We start from the raw sequence: 20,098 nt of genomic DNA on the forward strand, positions 1-20,098 counted from the left end.
CCGCCGTGGCAGCGTCGCGAAAAGAAAGGAGTGACGGGTGGCTCAGGCGGAACGCATCGCCACCGGCGGCGCGCTGGCCAGGGTCATGGCCTTGACCAGCTCAGCGGAGCGAATCGCCAAGACCGACAGCAGGGTGTCGGACAGCCCGTGGCTGACCTCGCAGCCACCTTGCAGGAACACCTGGACCGCGCCGCCCGCCGCCAGCGGCAAGCGGTAGTGGCGGTCGGGCTCGCCGTCTTGCAGATGCTCGCGCAGGCCGGCCAGCAGGTGCTGGTGGTAGTCACGGCGATAGCCGGTGGCCAGGATCACCACGTCATAGCCCAGGGTGGTGCGGCTGCCGTCCAGCCGCCCTTCCAGCTCCAGCTCCAGCCCCTGCGCGGATGGCAGGCAGGTCACCACGTCTCGCTCGCAGAGCAGTCGATGGCGCTCGTGACCGCGCAGCTTCTGCAGGTAAAAGAGTTGGTAGAGGTTCTCGATCAGCTCCAGGTCGACGACCGAGTAGTTGGTATTGCGGTACTCGGCGAACAGGCGTTCACGGCGCTCGGGCGATTGCGCATAGATCCGGTCGGTAAAGGACGGATTGAAGATCTCGTTGACGAAGGGGCTGTCATCGGACGGTTTGAGTGCCCCGCCCCGCAGGATCAGCGACGCCTCGACCTGGGGAAAACGCTGGGTAAGGTCCTGGAAGATCTCGGCGGCGCTCTGGCCGCCACCGATCACCGCCACCCGGCGCGGCTGGGCTGGATCGGCCAGCAGCGCCTCGATCCGCCCGCGATAGGCCGAGGAATGCAGTACCCGCGGATCGCTCAGCCCGGCGAAGGCCGGTGGTACCTGCGGTGTCCCACCAATGCCGAGGATCAGATTGCGCCCCAGGCGCCGTTGCAAGGTGCCCTGCTGATCGCGGGACACCACCTGCACCGCGGCCAGGCTACCGTCGCGGTACCAGGGCTCCACCGCCACTACCTCTTCACCGTAGTGCACCTGCTCGGCGAAGGCGGCCGCCGCCCAGCCGAGGTAGTCGTTGTACTCTTCGCGGCTGGGGAAAAAGGTCTTGAGATTGATGAAGTCCTCCAGTCGACCGCGTTCCTTCAGATAGTTGATGAAGGTGAAGCGGCTGGCCGGATTGCGCAGGGTCGTCAGGTCCTTGAGAAAGGAGATCTGCATCGTGCTGCCCTCGAGCAGCATGCCTTCGTGCCAGCTGAAGGCCGGCTTGCGCTCGATGAAGCATCCCTGGGGCTGGCGCTCGGGAGCCTGCTCGTCCGCGGCGATGGCCAGCGCCAGGTTGGAAGGCCCGAAGCCGATGCCGATGTAGTCGTGGACCTGTTCCATGCGAACCTCTCGTCGATAACCGGGTGGGATTGCCCTCGCGACACAGCACGACTGACAATCATTCTCACCTTCCTCGACGAACAGCCCTGACGCTTGTTCAGGGCTTTTTTGCCGATCCCTGTCCAGATCGGCGACTGCTTCTCACCTCCTAGCCGGCGATCTCCCGCAGGGCATCGCGACTGGCCCGCTCGCGCTGCTCACCGACCAGTTCCACCAGGCGGCCGCCATCCATCTTCAATAGCCGATCGGCCTGATCGAAATAGGCGTCGTCATGGGTGATGGCAAATACCGTCAACCCCGCCGCCTTCATCAGGGGCAACAGCTCCCGATAGAACAGCTGGCGAAACAGCGGGTCCTGGTCGGCGGCCCACTCATCCAGTAGGACGATGCTGCGCCCCTCCAGCATGGCCAATAGCAGAGCCAACCGCTTGCGCTGGCCCTGGGACAGGCGGGTATCGCTCAGCCGCCCCTCCGCCACCCGCACTTTGCGCTCCAGATGCAGGCGTCGCAGCCAAGTCTGCACCTGAGACCCCTCGGCAAGCGTGCCATCGGGCCCGAGCAGGCGATCGAACAGATGGAAGTCGGTAAAGACCGCGGCGAACAGCTGGCGATAGGCCGTCCGATCGGCCACGCCCACGACCCTGTCGTCCACCGCGATGACGCCGCGTTGCGGCTGATACAAGCCGGTCAGCAGACGCGCCAGGGTCGACTTGCCACTGCCGTTACCCCCCATCAGGAACACCGTCTCACCGCGCCTGAGCGTAAGATTCAAGGGTCCCACATCGAAGCCCTGCTCATCGCCCTGGGTCTCGTAGCGATACTCCACGCCACGCAACTCCAGGCGCTGCCAGTCTCCTGCGAAGGCCGGCACCGACTTGGCGAAATCTTCCGCGGCGGGCGCCAGGGCCAGAGCCTCCACCCGCTCCAACGCCACCTGCCCCGCCATCAGCGGTGGTAGCGCCCCGACCGCCATCACCAGCGGCGTGCGCAGGAACAGGATGGTCAGGGCATAGGTGGCGGCCACCTCGGTGCTGGCCCAGCCCAGTCCGTTCGCCAGGTAGAACGCCAGGCCGATGGTGCCCAGCACCATGGTGTTGGCCCAGTTGCTGGCGAGGGCGTTGTAGCGATCCGCCAGCGTCACGTGCTCGCGATAGGCACTGGCGTTGTCCTCGAAGTCCTCCTCGAAGAAACGCTGGGCGCGGGCACGATTCAGCGCCAGTTCCTTGCGCCCCTCGATCAGCGCCTGGTAGTCCGCATAGAGGCTATTCTCCGCATCGCGCAGCAGATGCAGATGGCGATTGAGCCGCGTCACCAGCAACCAGCCCAGGCCCAGGGTCAGGGTCATCCAGGCGAGCGTCACCAGGAACAGCGACCAGGACAACCAGGCCATATAAAGGAACGCCGCCAGGCTCAGCACCGCGCCATAGAGCAGCCCAGGCAGCTGCACGAAGGCCAGGGTGAGGTTGCGCAGGTCGCTGGATAGACTGGCCAGGATGGCCGGCCCCCCCACGGCCTCGATGCGTTCGATATCGGTATCCAACACCCGCTTCACCACCTGCCGCCGCAGATCGTAGACGAAGCGATGGCCCAGCGCGGTCAGGGCCACCTGGGCGCCGGCAGCCATCGCCAGCAACAGTAGCAGCAACCCGAGGAATTGCAGCAGCGCCTCGGTCGGCGCTGTCTGGACGGTCACCAACCGCCAATTGATGAAGGCGATCACCCCGACGCTGAGCAAGGCACTCCCCAGGCTGAGCAACAGCACCAGGGTCGTGGCCAGCGGGCGATAGCGCAGGATGAGGCGGATGAGGGTCATGGGCGACCTCGCTTCGGACAGTTACGGGCAAGACAGTTGCCGGTCAGGGAGTTGCGACAATGCACGGTAGCGTCCTGCAGCAGGACATTGACCAGCGCCGGCGAGGCACCGATCCGCCGGGCGACATCACGCTGGGTCAAGCCCTCAACCCGACACAGGGTGATCACATCCTGGGTGCGGGGCGGCAGCTGCCGCAACGCCCGGACCACTAGCCCGATCTCCTCCCGGGCCTGGACCACTCGCTCGGCGGACACCTCGCCCGGCACCCCTTCGGCCTGTTCATCGGGGCTGGTGAACCAGCGCTCCTCCAGCTTCCGGCGGCGCAGCTGATCGACCGCCAGATTCTGCACCACCCGATACAGATAGCGCGAAGGCTCCACGACCTCCCGGGAATCGCGCTGCTCCCAGAACTTGAGGAAGGCGTCTTGAACGATGTCTTCGGCACGCTTGCTACAGCCGAGCAACCGCGTCGCGATTCCGAGCAGGCGGCTACGGTGATGATCGAACAGCTTTCCCAGCGCCGGACCCTGAGCGGCGCCCCCCTGCCCGACCGGCTGCGGTGGTGAAGCCTGAAGGGTCGGCGGGGTGACCTCATCAAGGGGAAACCCGGGCTGACGTGACGCCTGAAGTGGAGCAAGCAGCGATAGCATTTTTGCGTCCATGTAAAACTAGGAACGCGAAACTCTAATTGATACTCATTCTCACATCAACGAACCGTTTAACGTTTCGTGATCCTGCTTGTTGAGCACTCTTGGAATGGGCGAGGGCCAAACCCTTAGCGGCTTAGCGAGTTTTGCGAAGAAGCATGCCTCGACAGTTATACCCGGCGCAAAGCGCGGGCAGGTAGAGCGGCGCCGCAGACTCTAGACAGCCGATGGCCACCGTGCCCGAGACCCTCTCGTTTTCCACCTTGGCGTTCTGTTCCAGTTCCTGGGACAACCGCAACAGTACCTTGGCCTTTTCGTGGAGTCGGCGCCCGCTGGCATGGCCCAGGGTCACAAGCCGGACGAATTCATCACCCAGGCGCAGCTGGATGGCTGCAACGTCATGCTGGAGCGGGTGTTGGCCTTCGCCTGTCGCTGACTCGATCATTCCAGTTTGCGGAATGCTGAAGTGACCAGAAGGCCCATTCCCTCGCGAAGGTTCTGATTCCAAGCTGGTAGCACCTGTCGGGACCACCCTTGGCCCCGATGCCTGCCAGGAGTCGGCTCATGCAGCTCTATCACACCCCGCTGTCCGGTCATGCCCATCGTGCTGTGCTCTTCGCCTCCTTGTTGGGATTAGAGGTCGAGCTGATCGACGTCGATATCCCGGGCGGCGCCAATCGCACGCCTGAATTTCTCGCCCTCAACCCCTTTGGTCAGGTACCGGTGCTGCGGGACGGCGAAACGGTGGTCGCCGATGCCAACGCCATCCTCGTCTACCTGGCGAAAAAGACGGGCCGCAGCGACTGGCTGCCTGAGGACCCGGCTGGTGCCGCCGCCGTACAGCGCTGGCTGTCGGTAGCAGCCGGCGAGCTGGCCTATGGCCCGGCGGCGGCGCGCTTGATCACGGTATTCGGCGCCCAGCTGGATGCCGACGAGGTCATCGCCCGCGCCCATGTCCTGCTCGAACGCCTGGAGGCCCACCTGGCCTCGCGAGACTGGCTGGCGGCCGCTTACCCGACCGTCGCCGATATCGCCCTCTATAGCTATTTGGCCGGGGCGCCGGAAGGCAATGTGGATCTGGCACCCTACGCGGCCGTGCGCGCGTTCCTGCAGCGGGTGGAAGCCTTGCCGGGCTTCGTGCCCTTCCCCCGGACCGCGGCAGGCCTCAGGACCTGATCGCGCGTCGCCTAGCTGGAGGTCACGGTCATGCACGAATCCCTACCCACCTGGCACGCCGGTGAAACCCTTATTCAGGAACGCCTGGGCGTCCGTGAGCGCATGGCGGCCCTGGGTCCGCGGGTGATCCGCTCGTTCATGCCCGACCAGCATCGGCAGTTCTTCGCGCAGTTGCCCTTTGTGATACTGGGCAGCGTCGATGCCGAGGGGGCGGCCTGGGCGACGATCCTGGCAGGCCAGCCCGGCTTTCTCGCCTCGCCCACGCCCACCACCCTGGACATCGCCGCCCATCTCTCAGCCGAGGATCCGGCAACCCCGGGCCTGGGCGACGGCGCCGCCGTGGGCCTGCTCGGCATCGAGTTGCATACGCGCCGCCGCAATCGCATGAACGGCACACTCAGCGTCACTGCCCAGGGTCTGCGCGTGACGGTGGACCAGAGCTTCGGCAATTGCCCGCGCTATATCCAGCTGCGCGATCTGAGCGTCGTCCACGCGCCAGGCCCGCCCCCGGTCGCATCGATGGAGAACCTCGCCTGCCTGGACGCCGATGCTCGCGCGTTGATTGCCGGCGCCGATACCTTTTTCGTCGCTTCCTATGCCGACCAGCAAGGCCAGCGGCGGGTCGATGTCTCCCATCGCGGCGGCAAGCCGGGCTTCGTCCGGGTCGGCGCCGAAGACCTGCTGACCATTCCCGACTTCAACGGCAATCTGTTCTTCAACACCTTGGGCAATGTCGTCGCCAACGGCCGGGCCGGGCTGCTGTTCGTGGACTACGAACACGGGGATCTGCTGCAGCTGAGCGGCACCGCCGAGGTGCTGTTCGACTCGCCGGAGATCGCGGCTTTCGACGGGGCCGAGCGGCTCTGGGCCTTTCGCCCACGGCGGATCGTTCGCCGCCGCGCCGCCCTGGCGCTGCGCTGGAAGGCCCAAGCCGGAGGAGCGTCGGACAGCAGCCAGCTGACCGGCAGCTGGCTGGAAGTCGAGCGGCGCCTGGAGGCTGGGGCCCAGGGCCGCCACTGGCGCCCGCTACGCATCGCCCGGATCGTCCAGGAGAGCACCACCATCCGCTCCTTCCATCTCGAACCCGTGGACGCCGCCGGCTTGCCTCCCTATCAGGCCGGTCAGTTCCTGCCGATTCGGGTGACACCTCGGCCGGGCCAGCCCTACCTGGTGCGGACCTATACCCTGACCTCCCTCCCCGCGGACGGTCGCTACCGCATCAGCGTCAAGCGCGACGGTCTGGTCTCTCAGCTGCTCCACGACCAGTGGCGCGAAGGCGATTTGATCGAAGCGCGAATGCCCGCCGGCGACTTCACCCTGGCACCCGCTGGCACTCGTCCCCTGGTGTTGCTGGCCGCCGGAATCGGCATCACCCCACTGCTGGCCATGTTGCGGCAGCTGGTCCATGAAGGTCGGCGAACCGTCACGCTGTTCTATGGCGCCCGCACCAGGGCGGAACGGGCCTTCGACAGGGAGCTCGCCGAGCTGCTGGCCCAGGCGCCGGAATCGATACGGATGATCAGGGCGCTGAGCGATCCCTCCGACGCGCTTCCCGGGGTGGACTATGACGCCGCCGGACGCATCGAGATGGCGTTGCTGGAGCGCTACCTGCCCTTTGGCGACTACGACTTCTACCTCTGTGGTCCGGCTGCCTTCACCCAGGGGCTCTATGACGGCCTGCGAGGTCATGGCATCGAGGATGATCGTATCCATGCCGAAGCCTTCGGGCCGGCTGGACTGATGCGCACCGTCACGGCGACGGCGGAAGTAACCCGCCCAGCGGTGTCCACCGAGACCATTCCGGTGCGCTTCATGGCGTCCGGCCGGGAGGCACAGTGGACGCCTGCGGCCGGCAGCCTGCTGGAACTGGCCGAGGCCCAGGGGTTGGAGCCTGCGTTCAGTTGTCGCGAGGGGCACTGTGGCAGCTGCCGCACCCCCTTGCTCAAGGGCGCCGTTGCCTATCTCAAGGAACCCGCCGCGGCGGTGGGCGCCGATCAGGCGCTGCTCTGTTGCGCGCGGCCCGCGGCCGGGTCCGCGCCGCTGGAATTCGATCTCTAGGCTGGTCAGCCAGGCCGGGTCGACTACCATGCACCTCTGGCCGGTCCGCTCCGGCGCCGTGAGGAAGACCCCGCAGATGGATCGTTGGCAGGCGATGCGCGTGTTCGTGAAGGTGGCCGAAACCGAGAGCTTCGCCCGCGCGGCCCGGGAACTGCACCTGAGCGCACCGGCGGTGACGCGCCTGGTGGCCGGCCTGGAGGCGCTGGTCGGCGCCCGCTTGCTGGTGCGCACCACCCGCTCGGTGAAGCCCACCGAGGCCGGCGCCCGCTATCTGCAGGATTGCCGGCGCATCCTCAGCGAGATCGCCGAGGCGGAACTGGCCGCCGCCGGGCACCAGGTCGAGCCTTCGGGCACCCTGGCGATCACCGCACCGCTATTGTTCGGCCAGCTACACGTGCTGCCGCTGGTGCTGGACTTTCTCGCGCTCTATCCAGAGATGCGCGTCCGCACCTTTTTCGTCGACCGGCAAGTGAATCTGCTGGACGAGGGCATGGATGTCGCCCTGCGCATCGGTCAGTTGCCGGATTCGGGGCTTACCGCCATCCAGGTCGGCCAGATGCGGCGGGTGGTCTGCGCGGCCCCGAGCTATCTGGAGGCGCGCGGTACTCCCGCCACTCCAGCCGCACTCAAGGAGCACCGCATCCTTGTCTGCCAGGGCGCCTGGGCCTCGCCGGAATGGCGCTTCGCCCGCGGACAGCGGGTGGTGGTGGATCCGCTGTTGCTGTGCAACACCAACGAAGCCGCCATCGCCGCCGCCGAGGCGGGGCGCGGTCTGACCCGGGTGCTGCATTACCAGATCGCCCCGGCGCTGGCCGAAGGCAGCCTGCGGATCGTGCTGGCGGACCACGAGGAGGCGCCCCTGCCGGTGCACCTGGTCTATCCCCAGGGCCGCCAGGCGGCGGCCAAGGTCAGGGCCTTCGTCGAACTGGCCGTGGCAGCGTTGCGCGGTGATCCGCTGTTTGGGGAACCGTCCGACTGAGCGGGCCTATTGGCCGCCGCACAAACTGCGGCCAGGACGCGCCGAACGCGTTCTGCCACTGCTCGTGCAGCGCCAATTCGGCATCCGCCGCCGCCACCGCTCCCTAGACTCAGGGCCTGACCTGCCTTTGGGAGCGCCACCATGCCGCTGCACCTCGATCTGCAAGACCCCCGTCTGTTCAAGGAATCCGCCTATGTCGACGGCCACTGGATAACCGCCGATAACGGTGCCACCTTCGCCGTGGAAAATCCTGCCACCGGCGCCGTCATCGCCCAAGTGGCGGCGCTGGAGGCAGCGGAAACCGCCCGCGCCATCGCCGCCGCGGAAGCGGCCTGGCCAGCCTGGCGCGAGCGTCCGGCGGCCGAACGCGCGGCGCTGCTGGAGCGCTGGTACGCCCTGATGCTGGAACACCAGAATGACCTCGCCCTGCTGATGACCCTGGAACAGGGCAAGCCCCTGGGCGAGGCCCGTGGCGAGATCGCCTATGGCGCCAGCTTCGTCAAATGGTTCGCCGAGGAAGCCCGGCGCAGCTTTGGCGACATCCTGCCCGCCCCCGCCCGGGATCGCCGGGTGCTGGTGCTGCGGCAACCGGTGGGGGTCGCCGCCGCCATCACCCCGTGGAATTTCCCGAATGCCATGATCACCCGCAAGGCCGCGCCGGCGCTGGCCGCCGGTTGCCCGGTGGTGATCAAGCCCTCGGACCTCACCCCGCTGTCGGCCCTGGCGCTGGCCGAACTGGCCGAGCGCGCCGGCTTTCCGCCCGGCGTATTCAACGTGCTCACCGGGATGCCCGCCGGCATCGGCGGCGAACTGACCGGCAATCCCGCGGTGCGCAAGCTGTCCTTTACCGGCTCCACGCGCATCGGTCAGCTGCTGCTGGCCCAGTGCGCGGCCACGGTGAAGCGCACCAGCATGGAACTGGGCGGCAATGCGCCCTTCATCGTCTTCGACGACGCCGACCTGGACCTGGCTATCGCCGGGGTGCTGCAGAGCAAATTCCGCAACGCCGGTCAGACCTGCGTCTGCGCCAACCGCATCCTGGTGCAGGACGGCATCCACGACCGCTTCGCCGAGCGGCTGGCCGCCGAGGTGGCCAAATTCAAGGTGGGCAACGGCCTGGAGGCCGGCGTGACCTTGGGTCCGCTGATCAATCGCCAGGCGGTGGACAAGGTGGCCCGCCACGTCGACGACGCCCTGACCCAGGGTGCCAGGGCCCTGTTCGGCGGCCTGCCCAGCGGCCGTGACCAGTTCGTCGCCCCCACGGTGCTGACCGGTGCCACGGCGGACATGCTGCTGGCCAGCGAGGAGACCTTCGGCCCGGTGGCGCCGTTGTTTCGCTTCCGCGACGAGGCCGAGGCCCTGGCCCTGGCCAACGCCACGCCCTACGGCCTGGCCGCCTACTACTACACCCAGGACCTGCGCCGCGCCTGGCGGGTGGGCGAACAGCTGGATTTCGGCATGGTGGCGCTCAACACCGGCACGCTGTCGATGGAAGTCGCACCCTTTGGCGGCGTGAAGCAATCCGGCCTGGGCCGCGAAGGTTCGCACCTGGGGCTGGACGAGTACCTGGAGGTGAAGGCCTGGCACCTGGGTGGCCTCGACTGAGGCCCGACGGCGGCGGGCAACCGAAAATGCCGCCGCTCCTGACCAAAACAGCCGATCGCGATGCCGGGGCCAGCAACTTCAGCGTTACCGACCCCAGGGCCTGCGTAGGCTGGAACTCTCGCCCCTGCCTGGAGTATCGCCGCATGAATTCCGCTGCCAAAGCCACCGAACGCCTGCTGGGTTATCGCGAACAAGGCGTGCCCCGCGGCATCATCACCGCCCACCCCGTCGTGGTGGCCCGCGCCCAGGGCAGCGAGGTCTGGGACGTGGATGGTCGCCGCTACCTCGATTTCGTCGGCGGCATCGGCGTGCTCAACGTCGGTCACAATCACCCGCGGGTGGTGGAGGCCGTCCGCCGCCAGGTCGGGGAGATCTCCCACGCCAGTTTCCAGGTGATGGCCTACGAGCCCTACCTGGAACTGGCCAGCCGCCTCAACACCCTGATCGGCGATGGTGAGGCCTACAAGACGCTGCTGCTGACCTCCGGCGCCGAGGCGGTGGAAAACGCCATCAAGATCGCCCGTGCCCACACCAAAAGGCCCGGGGTGATCGCCTTTCGCGGCGGCTTCCACGGTCGCACCCTGCTCGGCGTGACCCTTACCGGCTTCGCCCAGCCCTACAAGCAGAATTTCGGGCCCTTCCCTGGTGACATCTATCACGCGCCCTACCCCGATGCCTTCCGCGGGGTGGACAGCCAGCAGGCCCTGGCCGGCTTGCGCGAAGTGCTCGCCACCCAGGTCTCCCCCGACCAGGTGGCCGCCATCCTGATCGAACCGGTACAGGGCGACGGCGGTTTCCGCCCGGCGCCGGTGGAATTCCTCCAGGGGTTGCGCGCGCTGTGCGACCAGCACGGTATCGTCCTCATCGCGGACGAGATCCAGACTGGCTTCGGCCGTACCGGCAGCCTCTTCGCCTTCCAGCAGACCGGCATCCAGCCCGACCTGGTGACGGTGGCCAAGAGCCTGGCCGGCGGCCTGCCGCTTTCCGGGGTGGTCGGCCGCGCCGCCATCATGGACGCGCCCCTGCCCGGTGGCCTCGGCGGTACCTACGGCGGCAACGCCCTGGCCTGCGCCGCAGCGCTGGCAGTCCTGGACATCTTCGACGAGGAAGACCTGGTCGCCCGTGGGGTCACTCTGGGCGAGCAGCTGCGCAGCGGTCTGCTCGACCTGCAGCGCCGCCACCCGCGTATCGGCGAGGTGCGCGGCCGCGGCTTCATGCTGGCGGTGGAGATGGTGGGCGCGGACGGCAGGAGCCCGGACGCCGCCCTCGCTCAGCAGGTCATCGAGGGCGCTCGTCAGGCCGGATTGCTGGTGATCAAGTGCGGGGTGGAGCGCAATGTCATCCGTTTCCTGGCGCCTCTGGTCACCACCGAGGCACAACTGGCCGAAGCCTTGCAGATGTTCGGCCAAGCTCTCGCCCAGGCTGGTGCCTGAGGTCAAACGTAACGCCGCCCGGCCCGGCTGTGGCAGCGCCAAGGGAATCCGACCATGAGAATCACGCGTTACCAGGCCCTAGGCTTTTCCTGCTACGGCACCCTCGTCGACCGTGAAGGGGGCATCCTCGAAGCCCTGCGCCCCCTTGTGGCGCAGGCGGGCCTGAGCACCCATCCCGACTGGTTGCTTGGCAGCTACCACCGCCTGGCCCACGAACTGCGCCAGGCGGCTCCCACTGCCAGCCAGACCAGCCTGCACCTGCGCATTCACCAACGACTGGCGCAGGAGTTGCAACAGGAAGCTGACCTGGATGCCAGCGTGGCTTTTGGAAACGCCACGACGTGCTGGCCGGTGTTCGAGGATGCTCCGGGCGCGCTGCAGTACCTGAGCAAGTTCTATCGATTGGTGTTGCTGGCTTCCCCCGATGACGGCGAGGCGGTAGCGGTCACGGCGCGGTTGCCTGAGGTGTTCGCCGCCGTGATCCCCAACCGCGGTGGCGATCTGCGCCAGGCGTTGGACAACACCCTGGAAGAACTCGGCTTGGCGCGTGGGGATTTGCTGCCCATCAGAGGCAGTGAACCGGACGATCCCTGGAATGCCCTGGTGGATTTTCCCCTGTGTACTCTGCGCCGTGATCGCTCGCGGCCCTGGAACCTTTCGCGGCAGGCCCTGGATGGCACGCGGTGCGAGTACGCGAGTCTCGCCGACCTGGTGCATGCGCACCAGACCGCCCTGCGTGCCTAGCCTGCCGTTCACGATTGCGAGGAACGACGATGGACGCCGCAACAAAACTGGATCGCATCGACATCAACATCCTGGTGCAGCTGCAGAAGGATGGCCGGATGACCAATGTCAGTCTCGCCGAAGCTGTGGGCCTCTCCCCCAGCCCCTGCCTGCAGCGGGTCAAGCGCCTGGAGGCGGCCGGCTACATCAGTGGCTACGAGGCCCATGTCAACCTCGCCAAGATCGCCAACTCAGTGACGGTCTTCACCGAGGTCACCCTTTCCGACCACAAGCGCGCCGACTTCGTGAAGTTCGAGTCCTTTATCCGCGGGGTCGACGAGATTCTCGAATGCCACCTCATCAGCGGGGGCTACGACTACCTGCTGCGCTTCATGTGCAGCAGCATCGGTCACTACCAGGAATTGATGGAATCCATCCTCGACCGCAACGTCGGTATCGAGAAGTACTTCAGCTACATCGTCATCAAGTCGCCGGTGGTCAAGAACGCCCTGCCGCTGCGCAGCTTGATCAAGGCGGGCTAGTACTCCCCAGCTCGACGCTCCGCCAGCATCCCGCTGCCGGAGCGCTCCGTGCCTAGCGCAGGATGCAATAGAGCTTGCGTACCGTCTCCCGACTGTCCCAGGCCATGGGCGTCTCCGCGGGTACCAGCACCGCCTCGCCCGCCCTGACATTGCAGGGCGCTTCACCCTCGACGGCCAAAGTCACCGAGCCGGCATAGAGCAGCATCAGTTCGCAATGGGATTGGTCACTGCCTTGCGCACGTAGCCGGTGCATTCCCACATCCCTACCCGCAGGGCGCCGCCGCCGCTTTCGAACAGGTCGCAGCCCGTGGCAGTGGGCGCCGGGCTGAGCAGCACGCTGGCGGCCGGTGGCGGCGAAGGCTCACGCACGGCGGCCGGGTCCAGCAGCAACGGCGCCGACGGCATCGGGCCTTCGCTGGCGCGACCGGGAAAGGCCATGAACAGGCGGCGTAGCTCGCCACTGTGGCGCCAGCGGCAACTCAGGCCACGCGGCAGGATGAAAGCATCGCCGGCCTTGAGCTGCAGGGCGCCACCGGCCCACTCCAGCTGCAACTCGCCCGCTTCGAGAATGCTCACTTCCACCCAGGGAAAGTCATCCAGCTGGCAATCGGCGGAGTGGCTGATGGCGCTCCCCATGACATAGCCCAGGCGGCCATCGTGCAGGTGCAGTTCCCGGCCAGCGGCCAGGGGATCATCGTGCAGGGGTTGCAGCGCGCGCGGCAGCTGGCGGTCATTGGGCGGTTGGCAGTAGTGCAACAGGGGCATGGCGAATCCTCACGACCAGAGGCGCGGCGGGCATGCCGCGGACAGGGTCAGTATCGACCGCCAAGACGGCTGGGATATGGCGTTTCCGGCGCGAGGCAGCACAGAAGCTGCCGTTTTTCCCAGATGCGGCGCAGTTTCCGCCGCACCACCGATCATGACGGCGACGCCTGGGATTTCAGGACAAACTACCGCCCCCTTGCGCCATCCTTGAGCTTTGCCGGAGACCTTCCCATGACGCTGCTCTACAAGGCCGATCCCGAACGCGGCCAGGCCTGGCGCCGCCTGTTCCAGGAACGCGCGCCCGATATCGAATTTCGCCAGTGGCCGGAGGTGGGCAACGCCGACGAGGTCCGCTACCTGGCCTGCTGGCAACCACCGCAGGACCTCGCCCAGCGCTTTCCCAACCTGGAGGTGCTGTTCGCCACCTCGGCCGGGGTCGATCAGTTCGACCTGAGCCTGCTGCCTGCCGACGTGCCGGTGGTGCGAATGCTCGATCCTGGTATCGTCGCCGGCATGGTGGAGTACGCGACGCTCATGGTGCTGGCCCTGCATCGCCAGCTGCCGCGCTACCTCGACCAGCAAGGCGCGGGGCGCTGGCAGGAACATGCCCTGGTGACAGCGGAGAACAGACGCGTCGGGGTACTCGGCCTTGGCCAGATCGGCCAGGCGGTGCTGGAGTGCCTGAAGAGCTTCGGCTTCGCGTTGTCGGGCTGGTCGCGATCGCCCCATGAGCTGCCAGGGGTACGCTGTCATGCCGGTCCCGAGCAGCTGCCGGCGTTTCTCGCCGATTGCGAGATCCTCATCTGCCTGCTGCCCCTGACCCCGGAAACGCGTGGAATTCTCGATGCCGAACTGTTCGCCGCCCTGCCTCGTGGCGCCAGCCTGATCAACCTGGGCCGTGGCGCCCAGCTGGTGGAAGCCGATCTGCTGGCGGCGCTGGACAGCGGTCAGCTGAGCCAGGCGATGCTGGACGTGGTGGAGCCGGAACCGCCCACGGCCGACCATCCCTTCTGGCAGCATCCGCGCATCTGGCTGACGCCCCACGTGGGCGCCATGACGGTGCCGGAAACGGCCTTCACGGTCTTGCTGGACAACATCCGCCGCCATCAGCGCGGCGAGCCGCTGCGTGGGCTGGTCGATCGGCAGCGGGGGTACTAGTCGAGAGGCGGGGTGGCCTTAGCCCAAGGCCACTCGCAACCGTCCGAGCAAGGCATCACAGGCTTCCAGCTGGCTGATCTCGACGTACTCATCGGGCTTGTGCGCCTGCTCGATGCTGCCGGGCCCGCAGACCACCACCGGGGTGTCCAGACGATTGGCGAAGAGGCCGCCCTCGGTGCCGAAGGCCACCTTGAGCTGGGCAGTGCCGGGCTCGACCAGGGTCTGCAGGAAGCGCACGGCTTCGACACTGGGATGGGTGTCCAGGCCTGGATAGGCATTGACCGTCTCGATCTCGATGGCAGCCTTGGCTGACGTCTGCCGCGCCTCCCTGACCAGGCGGTCCGCCGTTTCCTGCAGCTTGGCCACCAGGCTGGCGGGATCGTCCGCCGGCAGGTGGCGGATCTCGAAATCCAGGGTGCAGAGATTGGGCACGATATTCAGCGCCTTGCCGCCATCGATCCGGCCGACATGCAGGGTGGTGTAGGGAATGTCGTAGGCCGCGTCACGGGCGCCCTCTTCCGCCAGGCGCCGCTGGCTGGTGCGCAGGGCCGTGACCAGATCGCTGGCCAGGTGGATGGCGTTGACGTGCAGCGGGGCGCGCGAAGAGTGCCCTTCCTGGCCTTGGCAGTGGGCGCGCAACGCCGCCTTGCCTTTGTGGCCAAGGGCGACCTGCATGTTCGTGGGTTCGCCGACGATGCAGAGGAAAGGCCGCACCGGAGTCAGCTCCAGCACCTCCAGCAGTCGCCGTACACCGACGCAACCAATCTCCTCGTCGTGGGAGAGCGCCAACTGCAGGGGTCGTTTCAGCGGTTCACCGCGAGCGGCGTCCAGCAGGGCCACCACCGCGCAGGCGACGAAACCCTTCATGTCGCAGGCACCGCGCCCGTAGATCCGGCCGTCCTGCAGGGTGCCGGCGAAGGGTGGCAAGGTCCAGGCCTGGCCTTCCACCGGCACCACATCGGTATGCCCGGACAACAGCACCCCCGGTACGTCGGTAGGCCCCACGCTGGCGAAGAGATTGGCCTTGCGGCCGCTCTCGTCCAGCACCAGCCGGCAGGCGATGCCGGCGGCTTCCAGCAACCCCTGCACATGCCTGATCAGCGCCAGGTTGGAGTCGGCGGAAACGGTGGGGAAGCCGATCAGGGTGCGCAGCAGATCCTGGCTGTTCATCCGGCAAGGCTCTCCCGGCGCGGTTGCGCGAAACGGGCCACGTCGAAAGCCGCCAGGGGGGTGTCGGTATGGCCGGTGGCGATCAGCTCGGCCATGGTGTCCCCTACCCCCGGGCCGAGCTGGAAGCCGGCGCCACAGAAGCCGAAGGCGTAGTAAAGCCCCTCGACCTGGCTGCTGGGGCCCATGATCGGTAGGTCGTCAGCGATGTAACCCTCGACCCCGCTCCAGGTACGGATCACGCTGACCCGCCCCAGGGCCGGCGCCAGGCGGCGCAGCTGGGTGAGCTGATTGAGCAGGCCGTGGGGTTCGGCGCGGGCCAGACGGGTGTCCAGATCCGGCCGGATGCGGAAGCAGCCGCCGAAGATCACGTTGCCGCGCGGGATCTGGCGGAAGTAGATGGTCTCGCTCACCAGCGGCGAAGACACGCCCACCGCCTCCCTGAAGACATAGGGCAAGGGCTCGGTGACCCCCATTTGCGGGCCATGGGTCTCGATGGGCACCGGCTCGCCGAACTGGCTCGACAGCCGGCTGCCCCAGGCCCCGGCGGTGATCAGCAATCGTGGCGCCTGGTAGCGGCGACCATCGGCGGCCTGCACCAGGAAGTCACCGCCCGGCTTGGTGACCTGGGTGATCTCGACCCCTTCCTGGAGATTGACGCCTTCGCGCACCGCAGCGCGAGCGAACGCCGGGGCGGCCAAGCGCGGATTGGCATGGCCATCGTGGGGTGCATAGGATCCCGCCACCACCTCAGGCCCCAGGTAGGGAAACTTCTCGTGCAGCGCCGCGCCTTCGAGCACCTGCAGCTCCAGGGCGGCGGTTTCCGGCGCCTGTGCATACTCGTGCAGCATGGCGATGCGCGACGAATCGTAGACCACCCGCAGATGACCGCCTGGAATGAACTCCAGATCCTCTCCGATAAGCTCCGGTAGCCGACCCCAGACCCCCCGCGAGCGCGTGGCGAGCGCTACCTGACTCAGGTAGCGCCCCTGACGGCGGACATTGCCGAAATTGGTGCCACTGGCGAAGCGCCCGACCTGGTCACGCTCCAGCAGGAGCACCGACAAGCCCCGGCGCCGCAGGAAAAAGGCGCTGGCGCTGCCCATGATGCCGGCGCCGACGATGATGACGTCGGCCTGGTTGGCGGCATTCTGGCTCATGATGAAACCTCCTCTTCGCTGGTAATGATCCCCAGCGGCAATGGCCGGACCGGCGCCTGGCCACGCAGGCGGCCGACGGTCTCGACCGGCACCCCGGATTCGGCGGCGATGATCTCCGCTCCGGCCTGGGCGCAATAGCGACCCTGGCAGCGACCCATGCCGACGCGGCTGAAGGCCTTGGCGCGATTGGCCTCGCGAGCGCCCTTCTCACGGACCACGGCGCGCAACTCGCCGGCGGTGATGCCTTCGCAGCGGCAAACCACCCCCGTGTCCGGCAGGCTCGCCATCTGCCTGGCCGGCCAGGGGAAGGCTTCGGCCAGGCCCAGGCGGAAGCGCTCTTGCACCGCCAAGCCCTCGCGGCAGCGCTCGGCAAGCCCCGTGGGCGGCGTGCGGCCGAGATCGGTCAGGACCGCGCAGGCGGCCAGTTGCCCGGCCAGCTCGGCGCCGTCGGCGCCCCGTACCCGCGCCCCATCCCCGGCGGCATAGACGCCGGGCGTGGAGGTGCGGCCGTCGCCGTCCAGTTGCAGTACCCACTGGCCGGTCGCCTGCTCGAACTCGAAGGCGCAGCGGGCCAGATCGGCCAGTTGGGTTTCCGGACGCAGGTGGTAGCCCAGCCCCACGGCGTCGCCGACCACCTCCTGACGCAGTCCGCGGGCATCGGCGAAGGCCACGCCACGCACGCCCTGCTCGGCATCGCCCAGGATCTCCAGCGGGGTGACGCCCAGGTGCAAGGGCACCCCGGCGCGCTTGAGCGAGGCCATGAGCTGCACGCCCTTCCAGGCCACACCCGGGCGGGCCAGCAGCTTGGGGGTGGCGAGGGCGCGCAGGCGCAGGGGCGCGGTATCGAGCACCGCCGCCACCGTGGCCCCGGCCTGCTGATACTGGCTGGCGACCAGATAGAGCAAGGGACCGCTGCCCATGAAGATCACCCGCCGGCCGATGGACACCGCCTGGGCCTTGAGGGCGATCTGGGCGCCGCCCAGGGTATAGGTGCCGGCCAGGTTCCAGCCCGGTACCGGCAGCAGGCGGTCGCTTGCGCCGGTACAGAGCACCAGGGCGTCGAAGTCCAGGGTCCGCTGGCGATTGCCCTGCACCGTGTAGAGGGTGCGCTCGTGCAGGTGCCAGGCCAGGGTGTCGGGGCGGTAATCGAGGCGTCCGCGCAGGCCGTCGAAGGTGCGGTGCAGGTCCTCTGCCTTGGCCGCCTCGCTGCCATAGAGGGTGGCATAGGCCCGCTGGAAGCCCTCGGGCTGACGACGATAGATCTGACCGCCGTCGCGCCGATTCTCGTCGATCACCACCGGGGTGACGCCGGCGGCCAGCAGGGTCTCGGCGCACCGCACGCCGGCCGGACCGGCGCCGACGATGACCACCCGGGGAGTGCTCTTGCCCGGTTGGGCTAGGCCAGATTCCATATGGCCTCCGGTTGCGCGGTGAGGATCTGCAGCCCTTCGCGGACCTCGGTGCCGCAGGCACGCAGGCGCTCGCCCTCGGCGGTCCACACCCAGCAATCCTGACAGGCGCCCATCAGGCAGAAGCCGGCACGGCGCTCGTCACCGAATTCGGAACGCCGCAGCGCCGGGCCGTTGGCGAGCAAGGCGACCATCAGGGTATCGCCGACCAGGGCCGTGACCGGCAGGCCATCGACGGTGAGACTGACCTGCGGCCGGCCGGTTTCGGCGAGTCGCTGGAAGCGGGAAGTCATGCGCGAACTCCTTGGGAATGCAGCACGGCGCCACCCTGCAGACGTTGCAGGGTCTCGCCATCATGGTGACAGAGGATGCGGTTGCCGCCGGCCAGCGTCTGGGGTCGTGGCGGCACCCGGTCGCAGCGCCCTTCCAGCCGTACCGGGCAACGCTGCAGGAAGCTGCAGAGGCGTCCGCTGGCCGGAGCCGACGAGGCCAGGGGCAGCAGCGTGCGGACCGGTTGTTCTTCCAGCCAGCCCTGGCGCAGCGCGGGCACCGAGGCAGTGAGCAATTCGGTGTAGGGGTGCAGCGGCGGATGCTGCAGTGTGGCGGGGGTGCCGAGTTCCACGGGCTGCCCGGAATAGAGCACCAGCACCTCGTCGCAAAGGCTGCGCACCGTAGAGATGTCGTGGCTGATGAACAGATAGGCCAGCCCCAGCTCGCGGCGCAGTTCGGCGAGCAGGTCGAGAATGGCCGCGCCGACCACGGTATCCAGCGCCGAGGTCACCTCGTCGCAGAGGATCAGCTCGGGTTCGGCGGCCAGGGCGCGTGCCAGGTTGACCCGCTGCTTCTGGCCGCCGGACAGCTCGCCCGGTCGCCGGCTGGCCAGACTGGCCGGCAGCTGCACCCGGTCGAGCAATTCGCGAACCTTGCGCTGACGGGTGGCCTTGTCGAAGGCGTGATAGGTCTCCAGTGGACGCGTGAGGATGCGCTCCACGCTATGGGCTGGATTGAGCGCCGTGTCGGCATTCTGGTAGACCAGCTGCACCCGGCGGAACTGCTCGCGGGTGCGTCCTTCCAGGCCCGGCGGCAGGAGTTCGCCACCCAGGCGCACGCTGCCCTGGGCCGGCGGCAGCAAGCCGGCAATGACCCGCGCCAGGGTCGACTTGCCGGAGCCGGATTCGCCGATGACCCCCAGCGCCTGGCCGGCGCCGATACGCAGATCGATACCCTCCAGCACCCGATAACGCGGCAGGTCGTCGGCGCCGATGGGGCCATAGCCGGCCACCAGGTCCTTGATCTCCAGCACCGGCGCCTGGCTGTCGACGGTCGGCAGGCCACGTTCCGCCAGGGGTTCCGGCTGGGCCGCGGCCAGCAGGCTGCGGGTATAGGGATGGCGGGCGCTGGCGAGCAGCCGCTCGGTGCGGCGATTCTCATAGACCTCGCCGCCGTTGAGCACCAGGATACGGTCGGCCATCTGGGCCACCACGGCCAGGTCATGGGAGACGTAGATAGCGGTCACGCCACGCTCGCGGACCACCTGCTTGAACACCCGCAGCACCTCGATCTGGGTGGTCACGTCCAGCGCCGTGGTGGGTTCGTCGAGGATCACCAGGGTCGGATCGGTGATCAGCGCCATGGCCGCCATCAGCCGCTGCAATTGACCGCCCGAGACCTGGTGCGGATAGCGCTGACCGATGTGCTCGGGATCCGGCAGCGCCAGCTCCCTGAACAGTTGCAGCGCCCGCGCTTCGGCTTCCTGGCGCGTCAGTACACCATGGATCAGAGCGCTCTCGATGATCTGTTCCATCAGGCGCCGCGACGGGTTGAAGGCCGCCGCGGCGCTCTGGGCGATATAGGCCACGGTGCGACCGCGCAGGCGGCGCAGGCCAGCGACGTCCAGCTCCAGCACCTGGGTATCGCCGACGCGGATCGAGCCGCCGGCCAGTCGGCAACCCTCACGGGCATAGCCGAGCAGCGACAGGGCGATGGTGGTCTTGCCCGAGCCGGACTCGCCGATCAGCGCCAGCACCTCACCCTTGGCCAGGTTGAAGTCGACGTCCTTGACGATGGGGGTTTCGCTGCCGTCGTCGCCTTGGGCGACCACGCGCAGGTCCTTGACCTCTACCAGCAATTCCAT

General features: G+C 67.7%; 18 protein-coding genes and 1 pseudogene. 8 read left to right on the plus strand and 11 right to left on the minus strand.

Annotation, left to right across the window (positions count from 1 at the left end):
* Positions 1-42: 42 nt before the first annotated feature.
* The 4 genes and pseudogenes from BMZ43_RS18945 to BMZ43_RS27480 form a co-directional block, all read right to left on the minus strand.
* Complete coding sequence (locus BMZ43_RS18945; RefSeq protein WP_068384118.1) at positions 43-1,329, minus strand: lysine N(6)-hydroxylase/L-ornithine N(5)-oxygenase family protein; 1,287 nt, start codon at positions 1,327-1,329, stop codon at positions 43-45.
* A 148-nt stretch (positions 1,330-1,477) separates the two neighbouring features.
* A complete protein-coding gene (locus BMZ43_RS18950) occupies positions 1,478-3,142 on the minus strand; it encodes a multidrug ABC transporter permease/ATP-binding protein (RefSeq protein ID WP_068384116.1) in 1,665 nt (554 codons plus the stop codon).
* Positions 3,139-3,792, minus strand: coding sequence for a sigma-70 family RNA polymerase sigma factor (locus tag BMZ43_RS18955; RefSeq protein ID WP_081594575.1), 654 nt, complete (start codon positions 3,790-3,792; stop codon positions 3,139-3,141). Before BMZ43_RS18955 ends, BMZ43_RS18950 begins: the two co-directional genes overlap by 4 nt.
* Positions 3,793-3,961: 169 nt before the next feature.
* Positions 3,962-4,111, minus strand: a pseudogene (locus BMZ43_RS27480) (LysR family transcriptional regulator); the annotation flags it as partial.
* Positions 4,112-4,353: 242 nt separating this feature from the next.
* Here BMZ43_RS27480 and BMZ43_RS18960 point away from each other — a divergent pair.
* From BMZ43_RS18960 to BMZ43_RS18990, 7 genes are all read left to right on the plus strand, one after another.
* Positions 4,354-4,965, plus strand: coding sequence for a glutathione S-transferase family protein (locus BMZ43_RS18960; RefSeq protein ID WP_017639891.1), 612 nt, complete (start codon positions 4,354-4,356; stop codon positions 4,963-4,965).
* A gap of 30 nt (positions 4,966-4,995) precedes the next feature.
* Entirely contained in the window at positions 4,996-7,023 is a 2,028-nt protein-coding gene (locus BMZ43_RS18965) for a 2Fe-2S iron-sulfur cluster-binding protein (RefSeq protein WP_093255788.1), read from the plus strand.
* Positions 7,024-7,099: 76 nt separating this feature from the next.
* Positions 7,100-8,002: a LysR family transcriptional regulator gene (locus tag BMZ43_RS18970; RefSeq protein WP_093255791.1), complete on the plus strand. Its 903-nt coding sequence runs from the start codon at positions 7,100-7,102 to the stop codon at positions 8,000-8,002.
* 141 nt (positions 8,003-8,143) lie between these two features.
* On the plus strand, positions 8,144-9,607 hold the full coding sequence (locus BMZ43_RS18975; protein ID WP_093255793.1) for an NAD-dependent succinate-semialdehyde dehydrogenase: 1,464 nt from the start codon (positions 8,144-8,146) through the stop codon (positions 9,605-9,607).
* Positions 9,608-9,750: 143 nt separating this feature from the next.
* Positions 9,751-11,040, plus strand: coding sequence for a 4-aminobutyrate--2-oxoglutarate transaminase (gene gabT / locus BMZ43_RS18980; RefSeq protein ID WP_093255795.1), 1,290 nt, complete (start codon positions 9,751-9,753; stop codon positions 11,038-11,040).
* Positions 11,041-11,094: 54 nt separating this feature from the next.
* Positions 11,095-11,784, plus strand: a complete 690-nt coding sequence (locus tag BMZ43_RS18985; RefSeq protein WP_093255797.1) for an HAD family hydrolase — start codon at positions 11,095-11,097, stop codon at positions 11,782-11,784.
* Between the two features lie 29 nt (positions 11,785-11,813).
* Positions 11,814-12,305, plus strand: coding sequence for an Lrp/AsnC family transcriptional regulator (locus tag BMZ43_RS18990; protein WP_007161776.1), 492 nt, complete (start codon positions 11,814-11,816; stop codon positions 12,303-12,305).
* A 52-nt stretch (positions 12,306-12,357) separates the two neighbouring features.
* On the opposite strand, the gene BMZ43_RS26955 is transcribed toward BMZ43_RS18990, so the two are convergent.
* The gene (locus tag BMZ43_RS26955) at positions 12,358-12,510 is read right to left on the minus strand and encodes a cupin domain-containing protein (RefSeq protein ID WP_256563041.1); all 153 of its coding nucleotides are present in this window, start codon (positions 12,508-12,510) and stop codon (positions 12,358-12,360) included.
* Positions 12,510-13,070: an AraC-like ligand-binding domain-containing protein gene (locus tag BMZ43_RS18995; RefSeq protein WP_256563042.1), complete on the minus strand. Its 561-nt coding sequence runs from the start codon at positions 13,068-13,070 to the stop codon at positions 12,510-12,512. Before BMZ43_RS18995 ends, BMZ43_RS26955 begins: the two co-directional genes overlap by 1 nt.
* Positions 13,071-13,301: 231 nt before the next feature.
* On the opposite strand from BMZ43_RS18995, the gene BMZ43_RS19000 reads away from it, so the two are divergent.
* A complete protein-coding gene (locus BMZ43_RS19000; RefSeq protein WP_093255800.1) occupies positions 13,302-14,228 on the plus strand; it encodes a 2-hydroxyacid dehydrogenase in 927 nt (308 codons plus the stop codon).
* 18 nt (positions 14,229-14,246) lie between these two features.
* Here BMZ43_RS19000 and argE read toward each other — a convergent pair whose 3' ends face one another.
* Genes argE through BMZ43_RS19025 form a run of 5 tightly spaced genes read right to left on the minus strand, consistent with a single transcriptional unit; the run spans position 14,247 to position 20,098 of the window.
* Positions 14,247-15,398 carry an acetylornithine deacetylase gene (argE, locus tag BMZ43_RS19005; RefSeq protein ID WP_093255803.1) on the minus strand — a complete coding sequence of 384 codons (1,152 nt, stop codon included), beginning with the start codon at positions 15,396-15,398 and terminating at the stop codon, positions 14,247-14,249.
* Positions 15,395-16,555 (minus strand): NAD(P)/FAD-dependent oxidoreductase, encoded by a 1,161-nt coding sequence (locus tag BMZ43_RS19010; RefSeq protein WP_093255805.1) that lies wholly within the window; start codon positions 16,553-16,555, stop codon positions 15,395-15,397. Before BMZ43_RS19010 ends, argE begins: the two co-directional genes overlap by 4 nt.
* On the minus strand, positions 16,552-17,967 hold the full coding sequence (locus BMZ43_RS19015; protein ID WP_093255807.1) for an FAD/NAD(P)-dependent oxidoreductase: 1,416 nt from the start codon (positions 17,965-17,967) through the stop codon (positions 16,552-16,554). Before BMZ43_RS19015 ends, BMZ43_RS19010 begins: the two co-directional genes overlap by 4 nt.
* Entirely contained in the window at positions 17,952-18,257 is a 306-nt protein-coding gene (locus BMZ43_RS19020) for a (2Fe-2S)-binding protein (protein WP_093255810.1), read from the minus strand. Before BMZ43_RS19020 ends, BMZ43_RS19015 begins: the two co-directional genes overlap by 16 nt.
* Positions 18,254-20,098, minus strand: a complete 1,845-nt coding sequence (locus tag BMZ43_RS19025; protein ID WP_093255813.1) for an ABC transporter ATP-binding protein — start codon at positions 20,096-20,098, stop codon at positions 18,254-18,256. Before BMZ43_RS19025 ends, BMZ43_RS19020 begins: the two co-directional genes overlap by 4 nt.

The sequence above is a fragment of the Pseudomonas sp. Snoq117.2 genome (assembly GCF_900110545.1).
GTDB classification, from domain to species: Bacteria; Pseudomonadota; Gammaproteobacteria; order Pseudomonadales; family Pseudomonadaceae; genus Chryseomonas; species Chryseomonas benzopyrenica.

Coding starts and splice junctions, on each gene's coding strand:
- BMZ43_RS18945 (WP_068384118.1), bottom strand. CDS start 1,329: ATGGAACAGGTCCACGACTACATCGGCATCGGCTTCGGGCCTTCCAAC.
- BMZ43_RS18950 (WP_068384116.1), bottom strand. CDS start 3,142: ATGACCCTCATCCGCCTCATCCTGCGCTATCGCCCGCTGGCCACGACC.
- BMZ43_RS18955 (WP_081594575.1), bottom strand. CDS start 3,792: ATGCTATCGCTGCTTGCTCCACTTCAGGCGTCACGTCAGCCCGGGTTT.
- BMZ43_RS18960 (WP_017639891.1), top strand. CDS start 4,354: ATGCAGCTCTATCACACCCCGCTGTCCGGTCATGCCCATCGTGCTGTG.
- BMZ43_RS18965 (WP_093255788.1), top strand. CDS start 4,996: ATGCACGAATCCCTACCCACCTGGCACGCCGGTGAAACCCTTATTCAG.
- BMZ43_RS18970 (WP_093255791.1), top strand. CDS start 7,100: ATGGATCGTTGGCAGGCGATGCGCGTGTTCGTGAAGGTGGCCGAAACC.
- BMZ43_RS18975 (WP_093255793.1), top strand. CDS start 8,144: ATGCCGCTGCACCTCGATCTGCAAGACCCCCGTCTGTTCAAGGAATCC.
- gabT (WP_093255795.1), top strand. CDS start 9,751: ATGAATTCCGCTGCCAAAGCCACCGAACGCCTGCTGGGTTATCGCGAA.
- BMZ43_RS18985 (WP_093255797.1), top strand. CDS start 11,095: ATGAGAATCACGCGTTACCAGGCCCTAGGCTTTTCCTGCTACGGCACC.
- BMZ43_RS18990 (WP_007161776.1), top strand. CDS start 11,814: ATGGACGCCGCAACAAAACTGGATCGCATCGACATCAACATCCTGGTG.
- BMZ43_RS26955 (WP_256563041.1), bottom strand. CDS start 12,510: ATGCTGCTCTATGCCGGCTCGGTGACTTTGGCCGTCGAGGGTGAAGCG.
- BMZ43_RS18995 (WP_256563042.1), bottom strand. CDS start 13,070: ATGCCCCTGTTGCACTACTGCCAACCGCCCAATGACCGCCAGCTGCCG.
- BMZ43_RS19000 (WP_093255800.1), top strand. CDS start 13,302: ATGACGCTGCTCTACAAGGCCGATCCCGAACGCGGCCAGGCCTGGCGC.
- argE (WP_093255803.1), bottom strand. CDS start 15,398: ATGAACAGCCAGGATCTGCTGCGCACCCTGATCGGCTTCCCCACCGTT.
- BMZ43_RS19010 (WP_093255805.1), bottom strand. CDS start 16,555: ATGAGCCAGAATGCCGCCAACCAGGCCGACGTCATCATCGTCGGCGCC.
- BMZ43_RS19015 (WP_093255807.1), bottom strand. CDS start 17,967: ATGGAATCTGGCCTAGCCCAACCGGGCAAGAGCACTCCCCGGGTGGTC.
- BMZ43_RS19020 (WP_093255810.1), bottom strand. CDS start 18,257: ATGACTTCCCGCTTCCAGCGACTCGCCGAAACCGGCCGGCCGCAGGTC.
- BMZ43_RS19025 (WP_093255813.1), bottom strand. CDS start 20,098: ATGGAATTGCTGGTAGAGGTCAAGGACCTGCGCGTGGTCGCCCAAGGC.